The organism is Flavobacterium sp. FlaQc-28 (genome assembly GCF_044007415.1).
GTDB lineage: Bacteria > Bacteroidota > Bacteroidia > Flavobacteriales > Flavobacteriaceae > Flavobacterium.
Genome location: NZ_JBIPCM010000004.1, coordinates 302,841 through 320,705 on the forward strand (window position 1 = coordinate 302,841; position 17,865 = coordinate 320,705).

Annotated in this window: 24 protein-coding genes; 18 read left to right on the forward strand and 6 right to left on the reverse strand. The window is 33.1% G+C overall.

Going from position 1 to position 17,865, the window contains the following annotated elements; all coding sequences use genetic code 11:
• Positions 1-2 precede the first annotated feature (2 nt).
• The 6 genes from msrA (at position 3) to ACHRVL_RS13240 (ending at position 3,150) form a co-directional block, all read left to right on the forward strand.
• Positions 3-542: a peptide-methionine (S)-S-oxide reductase MsrA gene (gene msrA / locus ACHRVL_RS13215; RefSeq protein ID WP_395413468.1), complete on the forward strand. Its 540-nt coding sequence runs from the start codon at positions 3-5 to the stop codon at positions 540-542.
• A gap of 83 nt (positions 543-625) precedes the next feature.
• Positions 626-1,126: a peroxiredoxin family protein gene (locus tag ACHRVL_RS13220; RefSeq protein WP_395413471.1), complete on the forward strand. Its 501-nt coding sequence runs from the start codon at positions 626-628 to the stop codon at positions 1,124-1,126.
• A gap of 131 nt (positions 1,127-1,257) precedes the next feature.
• Positions 1,258-1,737, forward strand: a complete 480-nt coding sequence (gene msrB / locus ACHRVL_RS13225; RefSeq protein ID WP_395413474.1) for a peptide-methionine (R)-S-oxide reductase MsrB — start codon at positions 1,258-1,260, stop codon at positions 1,735-1,737.
• A 174-nt stretch (positions 1,738-1,911) separates the two neighbouring features.
• Positions 1,912-2,187 (forward strand): GNAT family N-acetyltransferase, encoded by a 276-nt coding sequence (locus ACHRVL_RS13230; protein ID WP_395413477.1) that lies wholly within the window; start codon positions 1,912-1,914, stop codon positions 2,185-2,187.
• Between the two features lie 176 nt (positions 2,188-2,363).
• Positions 2,364-2,714: a bacillithiol system redox-active protein YtxJ gene (ytxJ, locus tag ACHRVL_RS13235; RefSeq protein ID WP_395413479.1), complete on the forward strand. Its 351-nt coding sequence runs from the start codon at positions 2,364-2,366 to the stop codon at positions 2,712-2,714.
• Positions 2,715-2,862: 148 nt separating this feature from the next.
• Positions 2,863-3,150 (forward strand): DUF427 domain-containing protein, encoded by a 288-nt coding sequence (locus ACHRVL_RS13240; protein WP_395413482.1) that lies wholly within the window; start codon positions 2,863-2,865, stop codon positions 3,148-3,150.
• A 122-nt stretch (positions 3,151-3,272) separates the two neighbouring features.
• On the opposite strand, the gene ACHRVL_RS13245 is transcribed toward ACHRVL_RS13240, so the two are convergent.
• The gene (locus tag ACHRVL_RS13245) at positions 3,273-3,635 is read right to left on the reverse strand and encodes a winged helix-turn-helix transcriptional regulator (protein WP_395413484.1); all 363 of its coding nucleotides are present in this window, start codon (positions 3,633-3,635) and stop codon (positions 3,273-3,275) included.
• Positions 3,636-3,740: 105 nt separating this feature from the next.
• Between ACHRVL_RS13245 and ACHRVL_RS13250 the strand changes: the two genes are divergently transcribed.
• From ACHRVL_RS13250 to ACHRVL_RS13300, 11 genes are all read left to right on the forward strand, one after another.
• Positions 3,741-4,127, forward strand: a complete 387-nt coding sequence (locus ACHRVL_RS13250) for a DoxX family protein (RefSeq protein WP_395413487.1) — start codon at positions 3,741-3,743, stop codon at positions 4,125-4,127.
• 5 nt (positions 4,128-4,132) lie between these two features.
• A complete protein-coding gene (locus tag ACHRVL_RS13255; RefSeq protein ID WP_395413489.1) occupies positions 4,133-5,011 on the forward strand; it encodes an SDR family oxidoreductase in 879 nt (292 codons plus the stop codon).
• 674 nt (positions 5,012-5,685) lie between these two features.
• Positions 5,686-6,240, forward strand: coding sequence for a conjugative transposon protein TraN (gene traN, locus ACHRVL_RS13260; RefSeq protein ID WP_395413492.1), 555 nt, complete (start codon positions 5,686-5,688; stop codon positions 6,238-6,240).
• A gap of 27 nt (positions 6,241-6,267) precedes the next feature.
• Complete coding sequence (locus ACHRVL_RS13265; RefSeq protein ID WP_395413495.1) at positions 6,268-7,062, forward strand: hypothetical protein; 795 nt, start codon at positions 6,268-6,270, stop codon at positions 7,060-7,062.
• Between the two features lie 5 nt (positions 7,063-7,067).
• The gene (locus ACHRVL_RS13270; protein WP_395413498.1) at positions 7,068-7,367 is read left to right on the forward strand and encodes a hypothetical protein; all 300 of its coding nucleotides are present in this window, start codon (positions 7,068-7,070) and stop codon (positions 7,365-7,367) included.
• A 39-nt stretch (positions 7,368-7,406) separates the two neighbouring features.
• Positions 7,407-7,688 (forward strand): helix-turn-helix domain-containing protein, encoded by a 282-nt coding sequence (locus ACHRVL_RS13275; RefSeq protein WP_395413500.1) that lies wholly within the window; start codon positions 7,407-7,409, stop codon positions 7,686-7,688.
• Positions 7,666-7,983, forward strand: a complete 318-nt coding sequence (locus ACHRVL_RS13280; protein ID WP_395413503.1) for a hypothetical protein — start codon at positions 7,666-7,668, stop codon at positions 7,981-7,983. The genes ACHRVL_RS13275 and ACHRVL_RS13280 overlap by 23 nt, the downstream gene beginning before the upstream one ends.
• A gap of 750 nt (positions 7,984-8,733) precedes the next feature.
• Positions 8,734-9,507: a molybdate ABC transporter substrate-binding protein gene (modA, locus tag ACHRVL_RS13285; RefSeq protein WP_395413505.1), complete on the forward strand. Its 774-nt coding sequence runs from the start codon at positions 8,734-8,736 to the stop codon at positions 9,505-9,507.
• Complete coding sequence (locus tag ACHRVL_RS13290) at positions 9,504-9,908, forward strand: molybdopterin-binding protein (protein ID WP_395413508.1); 405 nt, start codon at positions 9,504-9,506, stop codon at positions 9,906-9,908. Before modA ends, ACHRVL_RS13290 begins: the two co-directional genes overlap by 4 nt.
• The gene (gene modB / locus ACHRVL_RS13295) at positions 9,901-10,575 is read left to right on the forward strand and encodes a molybdate ABC transporter permease subunit (protein ID WP_395413512.1); all 675 of its coding nucleotides are present in this window, start codon (positions 9,901-9,903) and stop codon (positions 10,573-10,575) included. The genes ACHRVL_RS13290 and modB overlap by 8 nt, the downstream gene beginning before the upstream one ends.
• A complete protein-coding gene (locus tag ACHRVL_RS13300) occupies positions 10,575-11,450 on the forward strand; it encodes an ABC transporter ATP-binding protein (protein WP_395413514.1) in 876 nt (291 codons plus the stop codon). The genes modB and ACHRVL_RS13300 overlap by 1 nt, the downstream gene beginning before the upstream one ends.
• A gap of 204 nt (positions 11,451-11,654) precedes the next feature.
• On the opposite strand, the gene ACHRVL_RS13305 is transcribed toward ACHRVL_RS13300, so the two are convergent.
• The 5 genes from ACHRVL_RS13305 to ACHRVL_RS13325 form a co-directional block, all read right to left on the reverse strand.
• Positions 11,655-12,224: a hypothetical protein gene (locus ACHRVL_RS13305; protein WP_395413517.1), complete on the reverse strand. Its 570-nt coding sequence runs from the start codon at positions 12,222-12,224 to the stop codon at positions 11,655-11,657.
• The gene (locus tag ACHRVL_RS13310) at positions 12,211-12,705 is read right to left on the reverse strand and encodes an RNA polymerase sigma factor (RefSeq protein ID WP_395413519.1); all 495 of its coding nucleotides are present in this window, start codon (positions 12,703-12,705) and stop codon (positions 12,211-12,213) included. The genes ACHRVL_RS13305 and ACHRVL_RS13310 overlap by 14 nt, the downstream gene beginning before the upstream one ends.
• A 1-nt stretch (position 12,706) precedes the next feature.
• A complete protein-coding gene (locus tag ACHRVL_RS13315) occupies positions 12,707-13,543 on the reverse strand; it encodes an alpha/beta fold hydrolase (RefSeq protein WP_395413522.1) in 837 nt (278 codons plus the stop codon).
• Between the two features lie 309 nt (positions 13,544-13,852).
• Entirely contained in the window at positions 13,853-14,575 is a 723-nt protein-coding gene (locus ACHRVL_RS13320; protein ID WP_395413525.1) for a LytR/AlgR family response regulator transcription factor, read from the reverse strand.
• Entirely contained in the window at positions 14,562-15,626 is a 1,065-nt protein-coding gene (locus tag ACHRVL_RS13325; RefSeq protein ID WP_395413528.1) for a sensor histidine kinase, read from the reverse strand. The genes ACHRVL_RS13320 and ACHRVL_RS13325 overlap by 14 nt, the downstream gene beginning before the upstream one ends.
• Positions 15,627-15,786: 160 nt before the next feature.
• Here ACHRVL_RS13325 and ACHRVL_RS13330 point away from each other — a divergent pair, with 160 nt between their 5' ends.
• Positions 15,787-17,640, forward strand: a complete 1,854-nt coding sequence (locus tag ACHRVL_RS13330) for an alpha-amylase family glycosyl hydrolase (RefSeq protein ID WP_395413531.1) — start codon at positions 15,787-15,789, stop codon at positions 17,638-17,640.
• Positions 17,641-17,865 lie beyond the last annotated feature (225 nt).

The window sequence follows — 17,865 nt, forward strand, 5'->3', positions numbered from 1 at the left end:
TTTTGAAAAATGTACAATTAGCCACATTTGGCGGAGGATGTTTTTGGTGTGTAGAAGCAGTTATACAAAGGTTAAAAGGTGTCGATAAAGTAGTGTCTGGTTATACAGGTGGAATTACAAAAGACCCGACCTATAGAGAAATTTGCAATGGAGATACAGGTCATGCTGAGGTTATTCAGGTCACCTTTGATTCAGACATTATGACCTATGATGAATTGCTCGCCGTTTTTATGACCACTCATGATCCAACAACGCTTAATAGGCAGGGAGCTGATTACGGAACCCAATACAGGTCGGTTATATATTATCATGATGAAAATCAAAAAGCTGCAGCAGAAGAAGTTTTGGCACTTATTAACCCGAGTTTTGACAATAAGGTGGTAACAGAATTAAGCCCACTAGGTGTTTTTTATCCGGCAGAAGAGTATCATCAAAACTATTACAATCAAAACAGCAATGCAGGATATTGCAATGCAGTGATAACGCCAAAAGTAGGGAAACTAAGAAAAATGTATGCAGACAAATTAAAAGAGAACGCATAAAAATCATTTTCCAATGGTTTAGAAGTAGTCACTGTTATGATGTAATAACTAATCAATGATAAAAACATAAAAAATACATTGAAATGGATGCAACAAAAAATAGTTATGGGATAGGTTGTCAAAAGGCACCGGAGTGGGAAGTTAGTGATTGGGTAGATGAAGATGGTAAAAAAATCAAACCAATAAAGCTTTCAGATTACAAAGGTAAATTTAAGATTATATACTGTTTTCAAAGTTGGTGTCCAGGTTGTCATAGTATAGGATTGCCATCACTACAGGCACTTACCGAGGCATTAAAAGATAATGATAATGTTAAGTTTTTAGCAATTCAAACCGTTTTTGAAGGTGAAAGCCGCAATACTTACCAGAAAATGTTAGAGGTGCAAAAGAAATACAATCTAAAGATTCCTTTTGGTCAGGATAATGGAGATGAATCTACAGGGAATATTTCAAATATAATGGTAAATTATAAAACCGGTGGAACCCCCTGGTTCATATTTATTGATCAGGAAGATAATGTTGTGTTTAACGATTATCATTTAAACACTGCTAAAGCAATAGAATTTTTAAAAGAGATTAAGTAGTTTTTTCATAGTTAGGTTAATTATAGTTGGTTAGGTTAATTGATGTATTCTCCCAGGGATAAAACTTTGGGAGTTTACTTTTAAAAAAAAACAACAAAATGAGAAATTATATAAAAATAATACCGTTCATAATGTTTTTCATTGTCAGTGCTGCTTTACATTCATGTGCTGAAATCACTTTGAAAACTAATGGAGAGATAAAAGATCTTGCTGTAAATTCTGTTAACAAAACAGATGATCAATGGAAAAAAGAACTTTCTTCGGAACAATATTATGTTCTTCGTAAAAAAGGAACAGAAAGGCCATTTACAGGTGAATTATTGCTTAACAAACAAAAGGGAGTTTACAAATGTGCCGCTTGTGGAAATGAGCTTTTTACAGACGAAATGAAATTTGATTCTCATACCGGCTGGCCAAGTTTTGACCGTGAAATTGCGGGAGGAAAAATCACAACTGTAGAAGACAATTATTTAGGAATGAAAACCACAGAAATTAACTGTGCAAAATGCGATGGACATCTGGGACATATTTTTGATGATGGACCCACTGAAACAGGAAAAAGATATTGTGTGAATTCGGTTTCGCTGTCCTTTGAGCCAGCGAATAAATAAAGTAAGAAACAATAAGCAATAAGCAAAACTGACAGGACACTATAACTTTGGTTTCGTTTGTTTTTAATTTATCGAAGATGTTTATGTAAATAATAAATCGGCCCCTGTTGTCAGATGGTATAGATTCTAATGTTGAAAAATTTGAAAAAATATTTAAGGAAAGGATAAAAAACAATGGAAAATTCAGAGATACAACACTATCCGGATTTGAAAATCTTCGTATTGAAAGTTGGAGATGATTTTGCTAAAATTGAGTACACTGAAAAAAGTGGCTGTTATTATCTAATGCATTCAGAAGTGCCAAAACATCTAAGAGGAAGAGGAATTGGCAAAGAATTAGTTGAAAAAACATTTGAATATTTACATCAGAATAAAATTAAAGCTGTCGCCGTTTGCTCTTACATCAAAGCAATTGCCGCCAGAAGTAATAAGCTTAATATGTTAGCTTAAAAAATAATTATGTTATGAAAAAGAAATCATCAAAGAAAAACAATGTAAAAAATTGGTAAAAACTGCTTATTAATAGTGGATGAACTGTAAATACACTATTAAACTTAAGGCATAAATTGGGATTTTCCATGCTGGCCTTGTAGTTTTTAATAATTAATAATTATAAATTTAGAATTATGAATCCAAAAAAATGGAATACTATTTCAACAGAAAATGAAGTGTTGGATATTATAGAAAAATCAGCTGTGAAACCTCAGATTATATTTAAAGACAGTGTAAGCTGCGGTATCAGTGCCTTTGCAAAAGAAAGGCTTATAAATGATTATGGTTTAATTGAAAATCAGGCCGATTTTAATTATCTTGATTTACATGCCTATAGAGCCATTTCTAATTTTATAGCATCAAAATTAGAAGTAACACATCAATCACCACAAATTATTGTTTTGATAAACGGGAAAGTTATATTCAGGGATTCGCATCATAGTATTGAGGCTAAAAAAATTGCAGAGAAAATAAGTAATTTTTAAATGTGTTTTGAAGCTTTCCGTGATGTTTTGTGATAATGATTTCATATATTTGAGTTAGATTATGTATATCATTATCAAAAAATAAATAGCAGCCTTTTATTCGACTTTTAGCTGGTATGCTTAGTATCTAATTATCTAAATAAATTATATGAAGGCCGTATTTAATAATCAAATAATTGCTGAAAGTGATAAAACTATTTCGTTTGAAGGAAGCACCTATTTCCCAAAAAGCAGCATTACTGAAAAATATTTTAAACTCAGTGAGAAAAGTTCTCTGTGTGACGAAAAAGGTGTCGCCTATTATTATAATATAGAAGTTAACGGTGAGTTTAGAGATGAAGCCGCATGGTGTTACTCAGAAACAACTGAATATGCCACAAAGATAGAAAATTATGTAGCTTTTTGGCGAGGTATCAGAATAACATACGATATGTAGATTTTTTCTTTAGAATTCTGTAACTGGATTCTGTCCAGTTAAAACAGCAAACTTAAAACCCTATTTAGTCAGCCTTATAAAGTCTCATTCAACTTATTGAAATGAGCGGCTGTCTTTTGATTCTAAATCATGGTTGTGATCTTGATTTTGTGCTGTGTACCCCATTGCGCCAGAGCTGTAATGATATCTTTCAGAGACTGGCTGTATTCCGTCGGAATATAGGCTACCAGAACAGGGGTTTGCTCAGCAAACACCTTTCTCTCTATTAGATGGTTGACTTCTAATTTTTTTAGTTCCGCTGCAAGCATTTTTGCAGAGATGCTCTGGATTGTTCGCTGTATTTCATTAAATCTGGTATGTCCGCCCAGAATTGCAATCATCACCCTTATGGTCCATCTCCCTCCAAGAACATAGAGAGCGTCTTCGGTGGCAGAAAGACGATTGGTGCACTGCACTTCTGTATACTCTAATTTGCTTGTTTCCATTGTTGCGTTTTTTATCGCTAACCAAAAAGTAACTACTTACATTTTGGTAACTGCTCTCTTTTAGAAAGTAAATGTACATAATTTTACACTATTAAATAAAAGAAAATGAAGACAATTAAAATCGCTTATTACGTATCTACCGCAATCATCTCAGGGATGATGCTATTTATCGCATTTGAGACCCTTACAAAACCTGAAGTCAAAGCGTCCATGGCGCATTTGGGGTTTCCGGATTATTTCCGAATTGAACTTGGAATTGCAAAAATTATTGGTGCAGTGTTTCTTTGGCTGCCTGTTCGTATCTTAAAGGAGTTCGCCTACTCTGGCTTCGCAATTATGTTTGCATCGGCTTCACTGGCCCATGCAGTAGTAGGTGACCCTTCATCCAAAGTAATAGCAGGGATAGTTTTTCTCGCTATTTTGATCACTTCGTACGCATGCTATACAAAGCTGCAGAAAACAAGTGAATTAGTAACAAGCCTTAAAAAATAAAAAACATGATTTTAATTACAGGTGCAACAGGAAATTTTGGCTCGAAAGTCATAAAACATTTATTAAAAAAGGGAGTTCCGGCAAGCGAAATTGCTGTTATGGTACGAAGTATGGAGAATACCGGATCTTTGGAGAAACTAGGCGTTGACTTAAGAATTGGCAATTACGATGATGTTGATGCTATGGTAAAAGCCTTTGCCGGAATAGAGCAGTTGCTCTTGGTCTCCAGCAGTGATCGTGGCGCAATTGAAAATCGTACAAAACACCACATCAATGCCATTACTGCTGCCAGGCAGGCAAATGTCAGGCATATCACCTATACCTCCTTTATAAGAAAGGAAGGCCACGAAAAATCAGCTATTGCAGGTTTTCAAAATTCTCACCTGGTAACAGAAAATTTTTTAAAGGATAGCGGTTTAACTTTTACCATTCTTCAAAATGGTATCTATCAGGAGATGATTTTTGCTTTCGCAGGTGAAAAAGTGGCCGAGACCCACAGCATTTTCTTCCCTGCCAAACAGGGCAGGGCGGGTTGGGTGCTTCGCGAGGAACTTGCGGAGGCAGCAGCTACGGTCTTAACTACGGAGGGCCATACAAATAAAACTTATATTTTGACCAATACAGCAGCGATAGGGTTTGGGCAGATAGCTGAATATATCTCCGAGAGATTAAATGAGGAAGTAGAATATACTACTCCAGAGGTTACAACCTTTGGTGATGTTCTTAAAAATTCAGGTGTTCCGCCAATGTATATAGATATGATGACAATGTGGGGCACTGCTATTGCAGAAGGAACAATGGATTTAGAAGATAATACGTTAGAGCTTTTGTTAGGCAGAAAACCGAAAAAGGTGCAGGAATTCATTGGAGAAATTTACGGATAATCTTGCTATATTTCATTTATAAACCCAGTCCTTGAGTAAAGTGTTGTCAGGAAATCTAAATATTAGAGTTCCAAAATCGAAGATAGATTAATAATTAAAATGACGCCATTAGGAAGCTAATGGCGTCATTTGTTTTTATAGTGCGCATTATGGCTTACTGATTTGTTACCTTTTTCAGAAACCTATCCGGGACCTGATTCTAAAATAAAAACTAAAGGTTATTTAGGATATTCTATATTCATCGCAATCATTGTGTTTTAAATATATTTCATGTCAACTTCATCGAATGTTTCACTAACAATCGATAGCCACTGCATTTGCTAATGCGTTAATGTATTACTGCTTTTTTCCTTCATAAATAGTAATACCCCTGATTCCTGCTTAAAAAAAACTCAAAATAATTTGTAAGGAGTCAGGTCATTTTTCGACTAAATATTAATATAAACAATCATTTAAACAAATGAAATGGAATAGTGAATCAATAATTCCCTGGGGCATCAAGCTTATAAGGAGTAAAGGGAATTCGATGCATCTCATTAGTGTATTCAGGTGTGATAAATGCTTATAAAAATATTAATAGCTAAATTTTAATTTTAATAAAGAAACAATGAGTATACTAGAAGCACTAAACTGGCGATATGCCACCAAGAAAATGAACGGTAAAGCTGGGGAAATTGTATGGTTTTGTTCTAAATTTTGATGAGCTGTGCCCAACTTTAAATTTAACAGTACAGAAAGTTGCAGATGATAATAAGGAGGTTCTTTTTTCATCTTTAAACGAAAACCAGAAGGAAATAGAGCAATATTCACAGCTCGCACTTTCCAGGAAAAAAAAGATTACAGGTTTAAAGACAAATCGATTTTCAATTGAACTTAAGGTGACAGGTATATTTATCCATCAGGATGTAATGTATTTCAGAGTACTGGTAAGCAACAATTCCAGAATTAATTATGACACAGACCAATTGCGTTTTTTTATCCACGATCAGAAAAAGTCAAAACGTACAGCTTCACAGGAGATTGAAACTACACCGCTTTTCAGGACAGCTGATTTTTCTAAGATCCGGGATGATTCCGAGGTACTGGTGGTATTTGCAATTCCGAAATTCACAATTCCCGAGAAGAAACATTTTACTCTTCAGCTGAACGAGAAAAATGGAGGCAGGCATGTTGAATTGAATATAAAAAACAGTGACCTGACCAATTTGGAAATACTAACGAGTCTATAATCAAATACTAATTTAAAAACAAAGATCATGAACGAGAAAAATGTAGAATACCTGAAAGATCAGTTAAAATATACTGGATTTGGCGATGCCATGGAAAATGTATTAAGGGAAAATATCGCCAGGGGAAATCAGGAATTTAAGCTGGATCACGAAATGAAATACGGCAATGATACCGCTGTGGCAGCATTGAATTTTAAAAAGTCGGAGCAGACTGATATGTACTTTTTTAATTCCTATGATATGAAGATTCAAAAGGAAGGACTATCTGAAGAATTATCACAAACCTTCTATATCAACAGGGATAATAATATCACAGCCAAAGAAGCCTACAATCTAATGGAAGGCAGGGCTGTTAATAAGGACCTGAAAAACAAAGAGGGTGAGGTTTATAATTGCTGGATTAAGATGGACTTCAAGGAAGCCGCTGATGAAAAGGGTAATTTTAAACTGAATCACTATCATCAGAATTACGGCTATGATCTGGAGGCAAGCCTTGCAAAACACTCTATCAAAGAATTGGAAACTCCAAAGTACAAGGAGGATCTGATGAACTCACTTAAAAAAGGAAATATTCAATCCGTTACGTTTGTGATTGCGGGTGAGGAAAGGAAACAGTTTGTAGAGGCTAACCCGCATTTTAAAACAGTGAATGTTTATGACGGGTCAATGAAGAGAATCAACGACCGAGAGAGCAAAGATCAGAAAAAAGATCAGTCAGAGGCAAAATCAGAGGGCAGGGAAGCAAAACAGAATCACGATGCAGATGCGGAATCAGGCCCGAATAAAAATGCTAAAAAAAAGAAGCAGGGTAATTCAATCTAAAACAAATGGATAATTTAAAACCTTTATCAGCGTTTTTTCAGGCTATTGAAAAAGACTTTCGCATTAGTACGACTCATATTGCCATATATGCTGCCCTGCTTCAGTTTCGAATGGATAAGGGTTTTATAAATCCATTGCAGGCCTACAGTATTGAAATTCAAAAGATCGCTAAAATCGCCTCTCCAAAGACCTATCACAAATGTATGAGGGAATTGGATGCTTACGGTTACGTGATTTACGTGCCGACAAAAAACAAAAATAAGAGGAGCAAAGTATATTTCCATTTGGATGAGAAGGTTATTTAATCTATTGAATATATGTACTTAAATTTTTAAATATCAGCGATGGAAGAAATGGTGACTAAAGACGATTTAAGACAGTTTGGCCTGCAATTACTGGATAATATGCGAATACTATTTCAGGAGAGTAATCAAGGACAAAAAGAACCGATACAGCCTGAATGGCTCAAAAGCAAGGTAGTGAGAAAAATGCTCGATATATCTCCGGGCTCGGTACAAAATCTAAGAGTGCGGGGAAAGGTAAGATTTAAAAAATTGTCGGGTACTTATTATTATAATAGGGAGGATCTTCAAAAACTTTTCAATGATGAAGGGCAGCAAAAATAATGAAGAAAGGGAGATTATGAACTTTTTTTCTATGTACATGAATGATCCGGATCTTAATGTATGGCATCTTGCAATTTTAACTGCAGTTTTAAATTTAGGTTATAAGCAGGGGCAGAGACGAACAATAAATGTGAGCAGAAGCAGGATAATGGCTTTGTCGCACATAAGTACCCTGCCGACGTATCATAAGTATTTTAAGCAACTGCAGGATTTGGGATACATTAAATACAGACCCTCATATCATCCGGGTTACAAAAGTGAAATTGAATTATACCCTAAGAGGTTATCTCCATAAAGCGAGATAACCTCTTTTTTTTATTATATAATAAATTAAAAAACAGCAATGGATTTTTTCAGTGAACTTATATTTTCCAAATCATAAGTAGGGCAATAAGCATTGCTTTTTTGACTGCTTTTTTAGATTTGCAAGTGCTGTAACCTTACCTGAAAAACATGAATCTGTAGTAGTGCTCCAAAAAGAAGAAAAGCCACGCCCTGTATGTGGTTTTAATGATTTTTTTTATCTTTTTTTTAATGTGTTTATGATGCAGTTTTGAAAATAAAGGTTACTTTTGTTTTCGAATTATACCGTTCTATGAAAATCAATAGAAGTCTCTTGCAGGGACTTTGTATGTATGACATTAAAAATTAAATTATAATTGTGGCAGAATCGTGGCACAGTTAATTTTTTAAAATTAAAAATAAACGTTTACAGGGCTTTCGGATGTTAGTTCGAATCCTTCTGGGATCACAACAAAAGCCACTCAATTTGAGTGGCTTTTTTGTTTTGTACCATTTATCAAAACCTGAAAATTGTTCTTTTTGGGATCAACACTAAAACCCGTGGACTAGCAATTAATTAAGTATATGTATTAGTTATTCTGAAAAGAGAATATTCTACATTTCTACCTGAGATAATGGGGTTATTGAAAATTATAAGAAGATTTTAATTACTTGAACGGATAATTTTACTTTTAAAACAAATTAGATTTTTCTACTCTGCCTTAGAATACTTACTTTTACAATACTAACAGAACAGACAGAGATGAAAGCTCGAAAAAGACATTTGTTTATTGTAACAGCATTTTTAGTATTGACATTTGGAACTGTACAAGGACAGGAAAAAATTACAATTGTAGCGGCAGCCAATTTAAAAATTGCTTTGGACTCGATAAATACCGTTTTTAAAATTCAAAATCCAGGTATGAATGCACAGATTACCTATGGTGCTTCAGGAAAGTTCTTTGAACAGATTTCGAACAGTGCTCCGTTTGATTTATTTTTCTCGGCAGATATGGATTATCCCAAAAAATTGGAAGAGAAAAAATTGACCGGTTCTAAAATTAAAATGTATGCAACCGGAAAATTGGTGATTTGGAGCAAAAAAACAGATCCGAGTAAAAGCAAAATAAACAGTCTTTTAAGCACAGATATTCGCAAAATAGCCATTGGAAATCCTGCAACTGCGCCTTATGGAGAAAAAGCAGTTGAAAGCTTGAAATTTTATAAAATTTATGACAAAGTAAAAAGCAAACTCGTTTTTGGCGAAAATATTACCCAAGCCACTCAATTTATCACAACGGGAAATGCCGATATTGGAATCACTGCTTTATCGCTTGTACTGACTCCAAACATGAAAAAAGAAGGAGGAAAATACTATATTATTCCGCAAAAGAGCCATACAGCGTTAGAGCAGGGCTGCGTAATTTTGAAAAATGCAAAAGGAAAGGCCAGTGCGGTCAAGTTTTATAATTTCATATCTTCAAAAAAAGCAATTGCTATTTTAAAGTATTATGGATATGATACAAAAACACAATGAATATACTAAACGGAATCATATCTCAAATTCAATCTCATGAAGGTATTTCGCTTGTGAGAGTACAATCAAATGATGTTGCTTTTTCTACGATTGTTCTCGATACACCAGAAACTTCTGATTACTTAAAAATAGAGAATCCTGTGAAAGTTATTTTTAAAGAAACGGAAGTAGTAATTTCTAAAGATTTAAATCCGAATATCAGTACGCAGAATAAACTTTTATGCCGTATTGAATCTATTCAAAAAGGAGTGATTTTGTGTCAGATTAATTTGGTGTATGAACAGCAGGTTATAAAATCTATTATAACAAGAAATGCTTGTGAACAATTAGATTTAAAAGAAAATGATACGGTATTGGCTTTAATAAAAACAAACGAAGTAAGCTTGTCTGCACATGATTAATTTAGAACCCATATGGCTTACGGCAAAATTGGCTTTGATTACCACAATAATACTTTTTTTTGTGGCTGTTCCACTTTGTTATTGGTTGTCTTATAGTAGATTTCGGTTCAAAGCGGTTATTGAAGCCTTGATAAGTCTTCCTTTGGTTTTGCCGCCTTCGGTTTTAGGTTTTTATCTTTTAATAGGCTTTAGTCCAGAAAATGCCTTTGGAAAATTTTTATCTGATTATTTTGATCTTCGATTGGTGTTTACTTTTCAAGGATTAATTTTAGCTTCGGTTTTATACAGTTTGCCTTTTATGGTTAATCCTATTTTGTCTGGATTAAAAAATTTGCCGCCTGCACTTCAGGAAGCTTCTTTTACTCTTGGAAAATCAAGGTTTGTAACCGTTACAAAAATTTTACTGCCCAATATACAAGCGTCGCTGCTTACTGGAATTATAATGACTTTTGCACATACAATAGGAGAGTTTGGCGTAGTTTTAATGGTGGGTGGAAGTATTCCTGAAGAAACTAAAGTAGTTTCGATTGCGATTTACGAAGAAGTAGAATCGATGAATTATTTTAATGCTAATGTTTATGCAGGGATTTTGTTTGTATTCTCTTTTCTTATTTTGCTTACTGTTCATTTAATTAATAATAAATCTAGAAAAACTACACTTTATTAATGATACAGTTTAATGCCTATAAAATGCTTCAAACCGCTGACGGTGACTTGCCGCTGGATGTTTCTTTGACTTTTGAAAAAGGTCAATTTATTGCTGTTTATGGTAATTCTGGAGCTGGAAAAACTACCATTCTTAGAATATTAGCAGGACTTACTGAGGCAGAGAAAGTATACATAAAAGTAGGAGACGAAGTTTGGGATGATTCTTTAAAAAAGTTTCATCTGCCAATTCAAAAACGTTCTATAGGATTCGTTTTTCAGGATTTTGCTTTATTTCCGAATCTGACGGTTAAAGAAAATTTGGAGTTTGCGTTATCTAAAAATGATTCAAACGAAATTGTTACTGAATTAATAGAGCTGATGGAATTGCAGTCGCTTCAAAATAGTAAACCGCAAAATTTATCAGGAGGACAAAAACAACGTGTAGCTTTGGCAAGAGCGATTGTTCGTAAACCAGAGATTTTGTTGTTAGACGAGCCTCTTTCGGCCTTAGATGATGAAATGCGATTTAAGCTTCAGGATTATATTTTAAAAATTCATCAAAAATATAAATTAACTACTTTGATGATCAGCCATTCAGCGGCCGAAATTTTTAAACTTTCGGATAAGGTAGTTGTTATCGACAAAGGTAAAATTAGTAAACAAGGAACGCCAAATGAGGTATTTGCTGAAAAGAAAATAAGCAGTAAATTTCAAATATCGGGAGAGATAATCAGCATTATAAAAAGTGATATTATTTATGTCGTACAAGTATCGTCAGGAAATAATATTATAAAAGTCGTTGCGACAGAAGATGAAATAGCAAATTATAAAATAGGGCAAAAAGTGCTTGTCGCCTCAAAAGCCTTTAATCCCATTATTCAGATTTTATCCTAAATCAAAAAGCACAGTTGAATAATTGGGGTAAAATACTCTTTCTAAATATACAACAAAAGCCATTCAATTTGAGTGGCTTTTGTTATACAATATATTTATCAAAACATGAAATTGTTCCTTTTGTTGAATGTAAAATCTGTATAGTGACAAATAGTAGAAGTTTCTTTAAAAACTAGAATTTTAGCGAATTTAGAATAGTAGTTTTTAATAAATGTTTTTTAAGAAATCTAAAAGCTGTATTTCTCTTTTTATTATCCTTACCATAAATAGTCCAAAAAGCAATAAAAAACCAAATCCGCTTATCACGATATAAAAGTAAAAACCTCTAGAAAAATTTTCTTTAAAAACAGGTAAAAGAAACGTAAAACCAACAACATAAGTCAGGTAGATTATAGGCGTGCAGATGTAGTGGATTTTTTTTCTCCATTGGTAAAATTGAGAAGCCAGTTTACTGTATTCAATTAAGGTCGTGTCCGTTTTTAAGTTTTCCAATTTTTTCACACTAATCCATTCTAAGACTACGCGAAATAAAAGCATCGTAATCATAATGCACAATCCAAAATTGAATAGTGTTTGTTTATAAGCACCTACCCAAATATAATAATAGATCAATATTACTGCGGTCAGACTCAAAATTATTCTAGTCCAAAAATGATTGCGTTTAATCTTTTTAGTGTGTGCCTCAGCTTTTTTAATAATATCTTCGGCAGCTGGCTTTATATTGGATTCTGCCTGCTGATCCCAAATATTTTGTAATTCTTCAAATGTTTTCATTTTGTACACATTGAGTTAAACTTTTCTTGATTCGGTGGATTCTAACGCGAAGTGTTTCTTCGGTTATTCCTATTACTTCTGATATTTCGGGATATTCTATTCCGTCTAAAGTCATCAGAATGATTATTTTATTTGTTTCTTCAAGCTTTTGTATGCATTGATACATTTGTTGAAGCTGTTCGTCTTTTTCGTTTGAGTAGGTTTCTGTAACGAGCTGAGGAAAGCTGTCTGTTCTAATTTCTTTTTTAGAAGATGATTTTCGTAAATAAAGAAGACAAGTGTTTACGGTAATTCTATAAATCCAAGTGCTGATGCTGGATTCATTTCGGAATGTGTCTAATTTTTCCCATACCTTAATGAAAATTTCTTGAGCAGCATCAGAAGCCAGTGAAATATCTCCACAAAAATAACCTTTGCACAAACGAAACACTTTATTGTAATGTTTGTTGTATATATCGTTAAATTGTTCTTTTTCAGCCACCTTATAGTATTTCTAGTTTTACTTTTTCTATAAACCACTCTGGTTGATCATACATTACAAAATGAGCCGAGTTTGCGGCGTAATAAATTTTAATGGCTGGCAGATTTTCATACTGAGTTTTATATGTGTTTTGTACTGTATTAAGATCTGGATTTGTTGCTGCTAAAATTACTACTGGAATTTTAATTTTGGCAATTTCTTTACGTAAGTCTAAATTAAGCATTTCGATGTAACCATAAACATAGGTTTTTCTATCGGCTGCATTCATCCATTCGTTGATCGTTTTTTGCTTTTCTTTGTTTAAACACATATAAGAAGTCGATTGTGAATTCATTGCGCTGAATGTTTTTTGATCCATAGCCAGCATCATTTTGCTTTGCGGATTGTCGTAAGGAATTGTTTCTCCTTTGTAATTAGGAATCATTAAAGCTGCACTTGAAGGTAAGGCATCAACAATGATTAATTTTTTGAATAAATTAGGTTCTTCTGATGCTAACCATAAACTCAAAGTACCACCCAAACTATGACCAATTAAGGTAGCTTTTTTTAATTTTTCAGTTTTTACATAGGAAATAATTTGGTCTTTTATTGTAGATAACCACGGACTTTCTATTGGAGGAACATTCCCAAATCCTGCAAAAGTAAAAATGTGACATTCGTAATTTTTAGAAAGTTCGGCTACTGTTTCATTCCAAACTTCTCCCGTGCAGCCGAAACCAGGAAATAATAAAACAGGCGCTCCTTTTCCTTTTACATCTACCTTAAAAGCGGTTTGAGAAAAAACAGATTTTGAAACAAGAAGTATAAATGCGATAATTAAAATTGATTTAGTTTTCATAACGTTAAATTTTAAAGTTTACCTTTTGATGCGGTGCTATATTATTTGTTACCTCAAAAAGTGAGTTTTTTTTTAAATAAATTGCAATAGCGCATAAATAGGCGCTTAACGAATGAAAAAAAAATGAAATAATGATTTTAATTAACTATTTGATAGGTGATTATTTGTGGTATTTTGTTAAACAATTTGAATTAAAAAACTAAGATTTTAGGAATGAAAATGTTTATTTAAGCAATAAACACTGCCTTTTGCAAATCATTGATAAAGGAAGCAGTCGAAGTAGAATTGTGAACAAAAATATATTGGCTTTTATTTTTGAATTAGAGAGTTCAATAAACTAGAAACGGCAGAATTATAAAAACGTCCAATTGGCAATTGCTTATTTTGAATATTGATATGGTTTGCATTATAGCTGGATATTTTTTTTATGGCAGCCAGAAAAGAGCGATGAATTCTCAAAAACAAACCTTCAGGCAATTTATCTTCCATTTCGGTTATAGACTGGTAAGTTTTGTAGCATTCTGACAAGGTATAAATCAGTAAATAATTTCCTTGAGATTCAAAATAATAAATTTCATCAAGGAAAAGTTTAACCATTTTTCGTTCGCATTTTACAAAGATAAAAGCACGATCTGTTTCTTGACTTTTAGAATGTAAGACTATTTCGTTTGATTCTCTTATTTTAGAGTATTTGCTTATGGCTTTTGTAAAACGTTCTAATGAGATTGGTTTTAGAATATAGTCTACAGCTTCAATTTCAAAACCTTCAACGGCGTATTCTGTATATGCTGTTGTAAAAATTACTGCTGTTTCTGAGGGCAGACTTTTGGCAAATTCGATTCCAGATTTTCCAGGCAGATTTATATCTAAAAAAATAAGATCTATTTTGTTTGATTTGATTGCATTTTGCGCATTTGAGACACTGGTAAATTTGCCCTTTAGATCTAAAAAATCAAACTTGGCAATATGAAGTTCCAGCAAAATTGATGCAGGTAATTCATCTTCAATAATAATACAGTTAATTGCTGCCATCTTTTATTTTTATTTTTAAAGAAACAAAAAAGCTTACCGTTTCATTTTTTATAGTCAAAACGTGTGTGTCTGGATACAAGAGTTCTAATCTTCTTTTTACGTTCGAAATTCCTATACCGCTGTTTACATTTTCAGGATACAGATTAGCGTTTTCAGAAAGGCTGTTCTCAATTTTAACGACTAACCATTCATCGTTTATAGTAATCGAAATGGTTATCCAGCCTTGATTGTTTTCGTCTAAACAATATTTGTAACTGTTTTCAATAAACGGCAGTATCAAAAAAGGTTCTATCGAATGGTTTTCTACAGAACCATAAACACTAAAACTCAATTGGAGTTGATTCTCAAAACGCAGTTGCTGCAGCGCAATATAATTTTTAAGGTAATCTATTTCATTTTCTAATGTGATGCTTTTGTTGTTGACATCGTAAATAGAAAATCGCAGGATATCGGATATTTTTAAAACGATTTCGGCTGAATCATCTGATTTGCTGAGAATTTTAGAATACAAACTATTCAGCACATTAAACAAAAAATGCGGATGAAACTGATTTCGAAGAGACGAAAGTTCGGCTTGCAGTTTTTCTGATAAAATGGTTTGTACTTTATTTTTTTCTTCGGCTAGATAATAAAACAGTTTAAAAGCTATTGGTATAGTAACTACAAATTGAAGTTTGCTCACATTATACAAAAAGACGGGTGCTGATAAAAGAGGTTCAATTTTCCAGAATGTTAGGTAATAACGCAGGATTATAAAGTTGTCTATTAAACGCTGTAAAAAAGCAAAAAGCAGAATTAGAATAATGTAGGCAGTAATAAAAGTTATCGTTTTTTTCTTGAATAATAAACGAGGCATTAAAAACTCAACAACAATAGTGACAAATAGAATCTTAGGTAAAATACTGTACCATTCGTTGCGCAATGCTGTAATAAAATCATTGGCAGGCAGTCCTTGAATTAAACTAAAAAGCAAAACATATCCCAGCCAGTATAAGGTATACAATCTAATTATGAGCGATCTATTTTCAAGATCATATGCCATTATCTTCATTTTACTTATTTGTTTTTCTGATACATGTAAAAATAGTGCTTTTGTTTGAAACCTAAATTGTCGTTTACAACGTAAACAATGTTGTTTGAATAAGTTGCTTTTTTAGAATACTGAAGAAAAATACCTTTCGGCAGTAATATTAATCTAAAAATAGCTTGAGATGAAAAAAACATTCTTTTTTTACTTGGTTTTAATGTGCTTCACATGTATTGTTAATGCCAAAAATATTGACGTTTATCCTACCAATTGGTGGACAGGAATGAAAACAAATTCGATACAATTACTTATTAGAAGCACAGATGAAGCCTTTTCATCAGCTGAAGTAAGTATAAATTATTCAGGGATAAAGGTTCTCAAAACACATCAATTTTCGAACAAAAAATATCTGGCTGTAGATATTACAATTTTGCCAGAAGCTGTTGCAGGAACTGTTTTAATTGAAGTCACTAAAAACGGAAAAAAACAGAAAATAAACTGGCAGCTTAATGCTCGAAGATCTGGAAATGGTACCGAATATGCGCAAGGTGTAAATTCTTCAGATTTTATAGATTTAATAATGGTAGATCGCTTTAGTAACGGTGATCCGTCAAACGATCGAGTAAAAGGAATGAGAGATCAATCGTTAAACCGAAATCAAATGTATGATCGTCATGGAGGCGATTTGCAAGGTGTAATTAAAAATTTAGATTATCTGCAGGGTTTAGGCATAACTGCTTTATGGTTTACACCTGTGATGGAAAATGATATGATGAACCGCACAGAACATGGTTATTCCATTACAGATCATTATAAAATTGACGCTCGTTATGGCGGTGATAAAGCGTATAAAGAATTGAGTAATCAGCTGCACAAACGCGGTATGAAACTAATATTTGATGCTGTTTACAATCATTTTGGGTTGTATCATTTTTTAGAACAAGATCAGCCGGAAAATGACTGGGTGCATCGCTGGCCAGAGTATACACAAACTAATTATAGAGAGCAGCCGTTGTTTGATCCATACGGAGCAAAATCGGATCAGAAAAAAATGAGTAATGGCTGGTTTGATAAAATTATGCCAGACATTAATCAGGATAATCCATACATGGCAAACTTTTTAATTCAGAACTGTATTTGGCATATTGAAACTTTTGGTATCGATGGTGTTCGTTTAGATACGTATACTTACAATGACTTGAATTTTGCAAATAGATGCAATGAAGCCATTTTAAATGAATTTCCAAAGATGTCTATTTTTGGAGAAATTATGGTTCACGGCGTTGCTAATCAAGCTTATTTTGAACAAAATAATATAGAAACTCCATTTAAAAGTAATCTGCCATCAGTTGTTGATTTTCAGAGTTTGTATTACGGAATTATTCCTGCGCTAACACAGCCATTTGGCTGGACAGATGGTGTAAATAAATTGTATTATACATTAAGTAGTGATTTTTTGAGTAAAAATCCAATGCAGAAGGTACTGCTTTTAGATAATCATGATGAGCCTCGTTTTTTCTCGGTTGTAGGTGAGAATGTTGAGAAACAAAAAATGGGTTTTCAATGGCTGTTAACCTGTCGCGGAATTCCGCAACTGTATTATGGTTCTGAGGTTTTGGTTAAAGGATTTAAAGCACCAGACGGTTTGGTACGCAGTGATTTTCCCGGCGGATGGAGTACTGATGCAAAAAATGCTTTTACAGGAAAAGGCTTAACAGATGATGAAAAATCGACTCAGGATTTAGTTCGAAAACTGGCTAATTTTAGAAAAACTTCTTCGGCATTAACCACTGGAAAATTAATGCATTATGTTCCTGTTGATGGTTTGTATGTTTATTTTAGATATGATGAAAAGCAAACGATTATGTGTGTTATGAATACGAGTAATGATGCTAAAGAAGTTGATTTTCAGAAATATATTGAAAGGACAGAAGGATTCAATTCAGCTAAAAACGTTGTGACAGATGAAAAGTTTTCATCGTTGAAAAAAACATCGATACCTGCAATGAAAATGTGGGTGCTGGAATTAAATAAATAATTCAGGCTTTTAGTGATGAAATTTTATTTTTAAGATTTAGAATTTAAGTCAGTACAAAATATTGTATTTTTAAGGTAATTTATTTTTTATCAGAATAAAATAGAACTTAATTACTGAAAGGAAAAATAGAACCTGTTTCAGTATTTTACATTATACCACTTGAATAACAATAATAGTAAACAAATTTAGAATGAGTAATTTAAAAAAAAACTTAAGATAGTTGGC

Coding starts and splice junctions, on each gene's coding strand:
- ACHRVL_RS13240 (WP_395413482.1), top strand. CDS start 2,863: ATGAAGGCCGTATTTAATAATCAAATAATTGCTGAAAGTGATAAAACT.
- ACHRVL_RS13220 (WP_395413471.1), top strand. CDS start 626: ATGGATGCAACAAAAAATAGTTATGGGATAGGTTGTCAAAAGGCACCG.
- ACHRVL_RS13250 (WP_395413487.1), top strand. CDS start 3,741: ATGAAGACAATTAAAATCGCTTATTACGTATCTACCGCAATCATCTCA.
- ACHRVL_RS13330 (WP_395413531.1), top strand. CDS start 15,787: ATGAAAAAAACATTCTTTTTTTACTTGGTTTTAATGTGCTTCACATGT.
- msrB (WP_395413474.1), top strand. CDS start 1,258: ATGTTTTTCATTGTCAGTGCTGCTTTACATTCATGTGCTGAAATCACT.
- ACHRVL_RS13320 (WP_395413525.1), bottom strand. CDS start 14,575: ATGGCAGCAATTAACTGTATTATTATTGAAGATGAATTACCTGCATCA.
- modA (WP_395413505.1), top strand. CDS start 8,734: ATGAAAGCTCGAAAAAGACATTTGTTTATTGTAACAGCATTTTTAGTA.
- ACHRVL_RS13275 (WP_395413500.1), top strand. CDS start 7,407: ATGGAAGAAATGGTGACTAAAGACGATTTAAGACAGTTTGGCCTGCAA.
- ACHRVL_RS13305 (WP_395413517.1), bottom strand. CDS start 12,224: ATGAAAACATTTGAAGAATTACAAAATATTTGGGATCAGCAGGCAGAA.
- ACHRVL_RS13325 (WP_395413528.1), bottom strand. CDS start 15,626: ATGAAGATAATGGCATATGATCTTGAAAATAGATCGCTCATAATTAGA.
- ACHRVL_RS13230 (WP_395413477.1), top strand. CDS start 1,912: ATGGAAAATTCAGAGATACAACACTATCCGGATTTGAAAATCTTCGTA.
- ytxJ (WP_395413479.1), top strand. CDS start 2,364: ATGAATCCAAAAAAATGGAATACTATTTCAACAGAAAATGAAGTGTTG.
- modB (WP_395413512.1), top strand. CDS start 9,901: ATGATTAATTTAGAACCCATATGGCTTACGGCAAAATTGGCTTTGATT.
- ACHRVL_RS13245 (WP_395413484.1), bottom strand. CDS start 3,635: ATGGAAACAAGCAAATTAGAGTATACAGAAGTGCAGTGCACCAATCGT.
- ACHRVL_RS13280 (WP_395413503.1), top strand. CDS start 7,666: ATGATGAAGGGCAGCAAAAATAATGAAGAAAGGGAGATTATGAACTTT.
- ACHRVL_RS13315 (WP_395413522.1), bottom strand. CDS start 13,543: ATGAAAACTAAATCAATTTTAATTATCGCATTTATACTTCTTGTTTCA.
- ACHRVL_RS13290 (WP_395413508.1), top strand. CDS start 9,504: ATGAATATACTAAACGGAATCATATCTCAAATTCAATCTCATGAAGGT.
- ACHRVL_RS13265 (WP_395413495.1), top strand. CDS start 6,268: ATGAACGAGAAAAATGTAGAATACCTGAAAGATCAGTTAAAATATACT.
- ACHRVL_RS13270 (WP_395413498.1), top strand. CDS start 7,068: ATGGATAATTTAAAACCTTTATCAGCGTTTTTTCAGGCTATTGAAAAA.
- ACHRVL_RS13255 (WP_395413489.1), top strand. CDS start 4,133: ATGATTTTAATTACAGGTGCAACAGGAAATTTTGGCTCGAAAGTCATA.
- ACHRVL_RS13300 (WP_395413514.1), top strand. CDS start 10,575: ATGATACAGTTTAATGCCTATAAAATGCTTCAAACCGCTGACGGTGAC.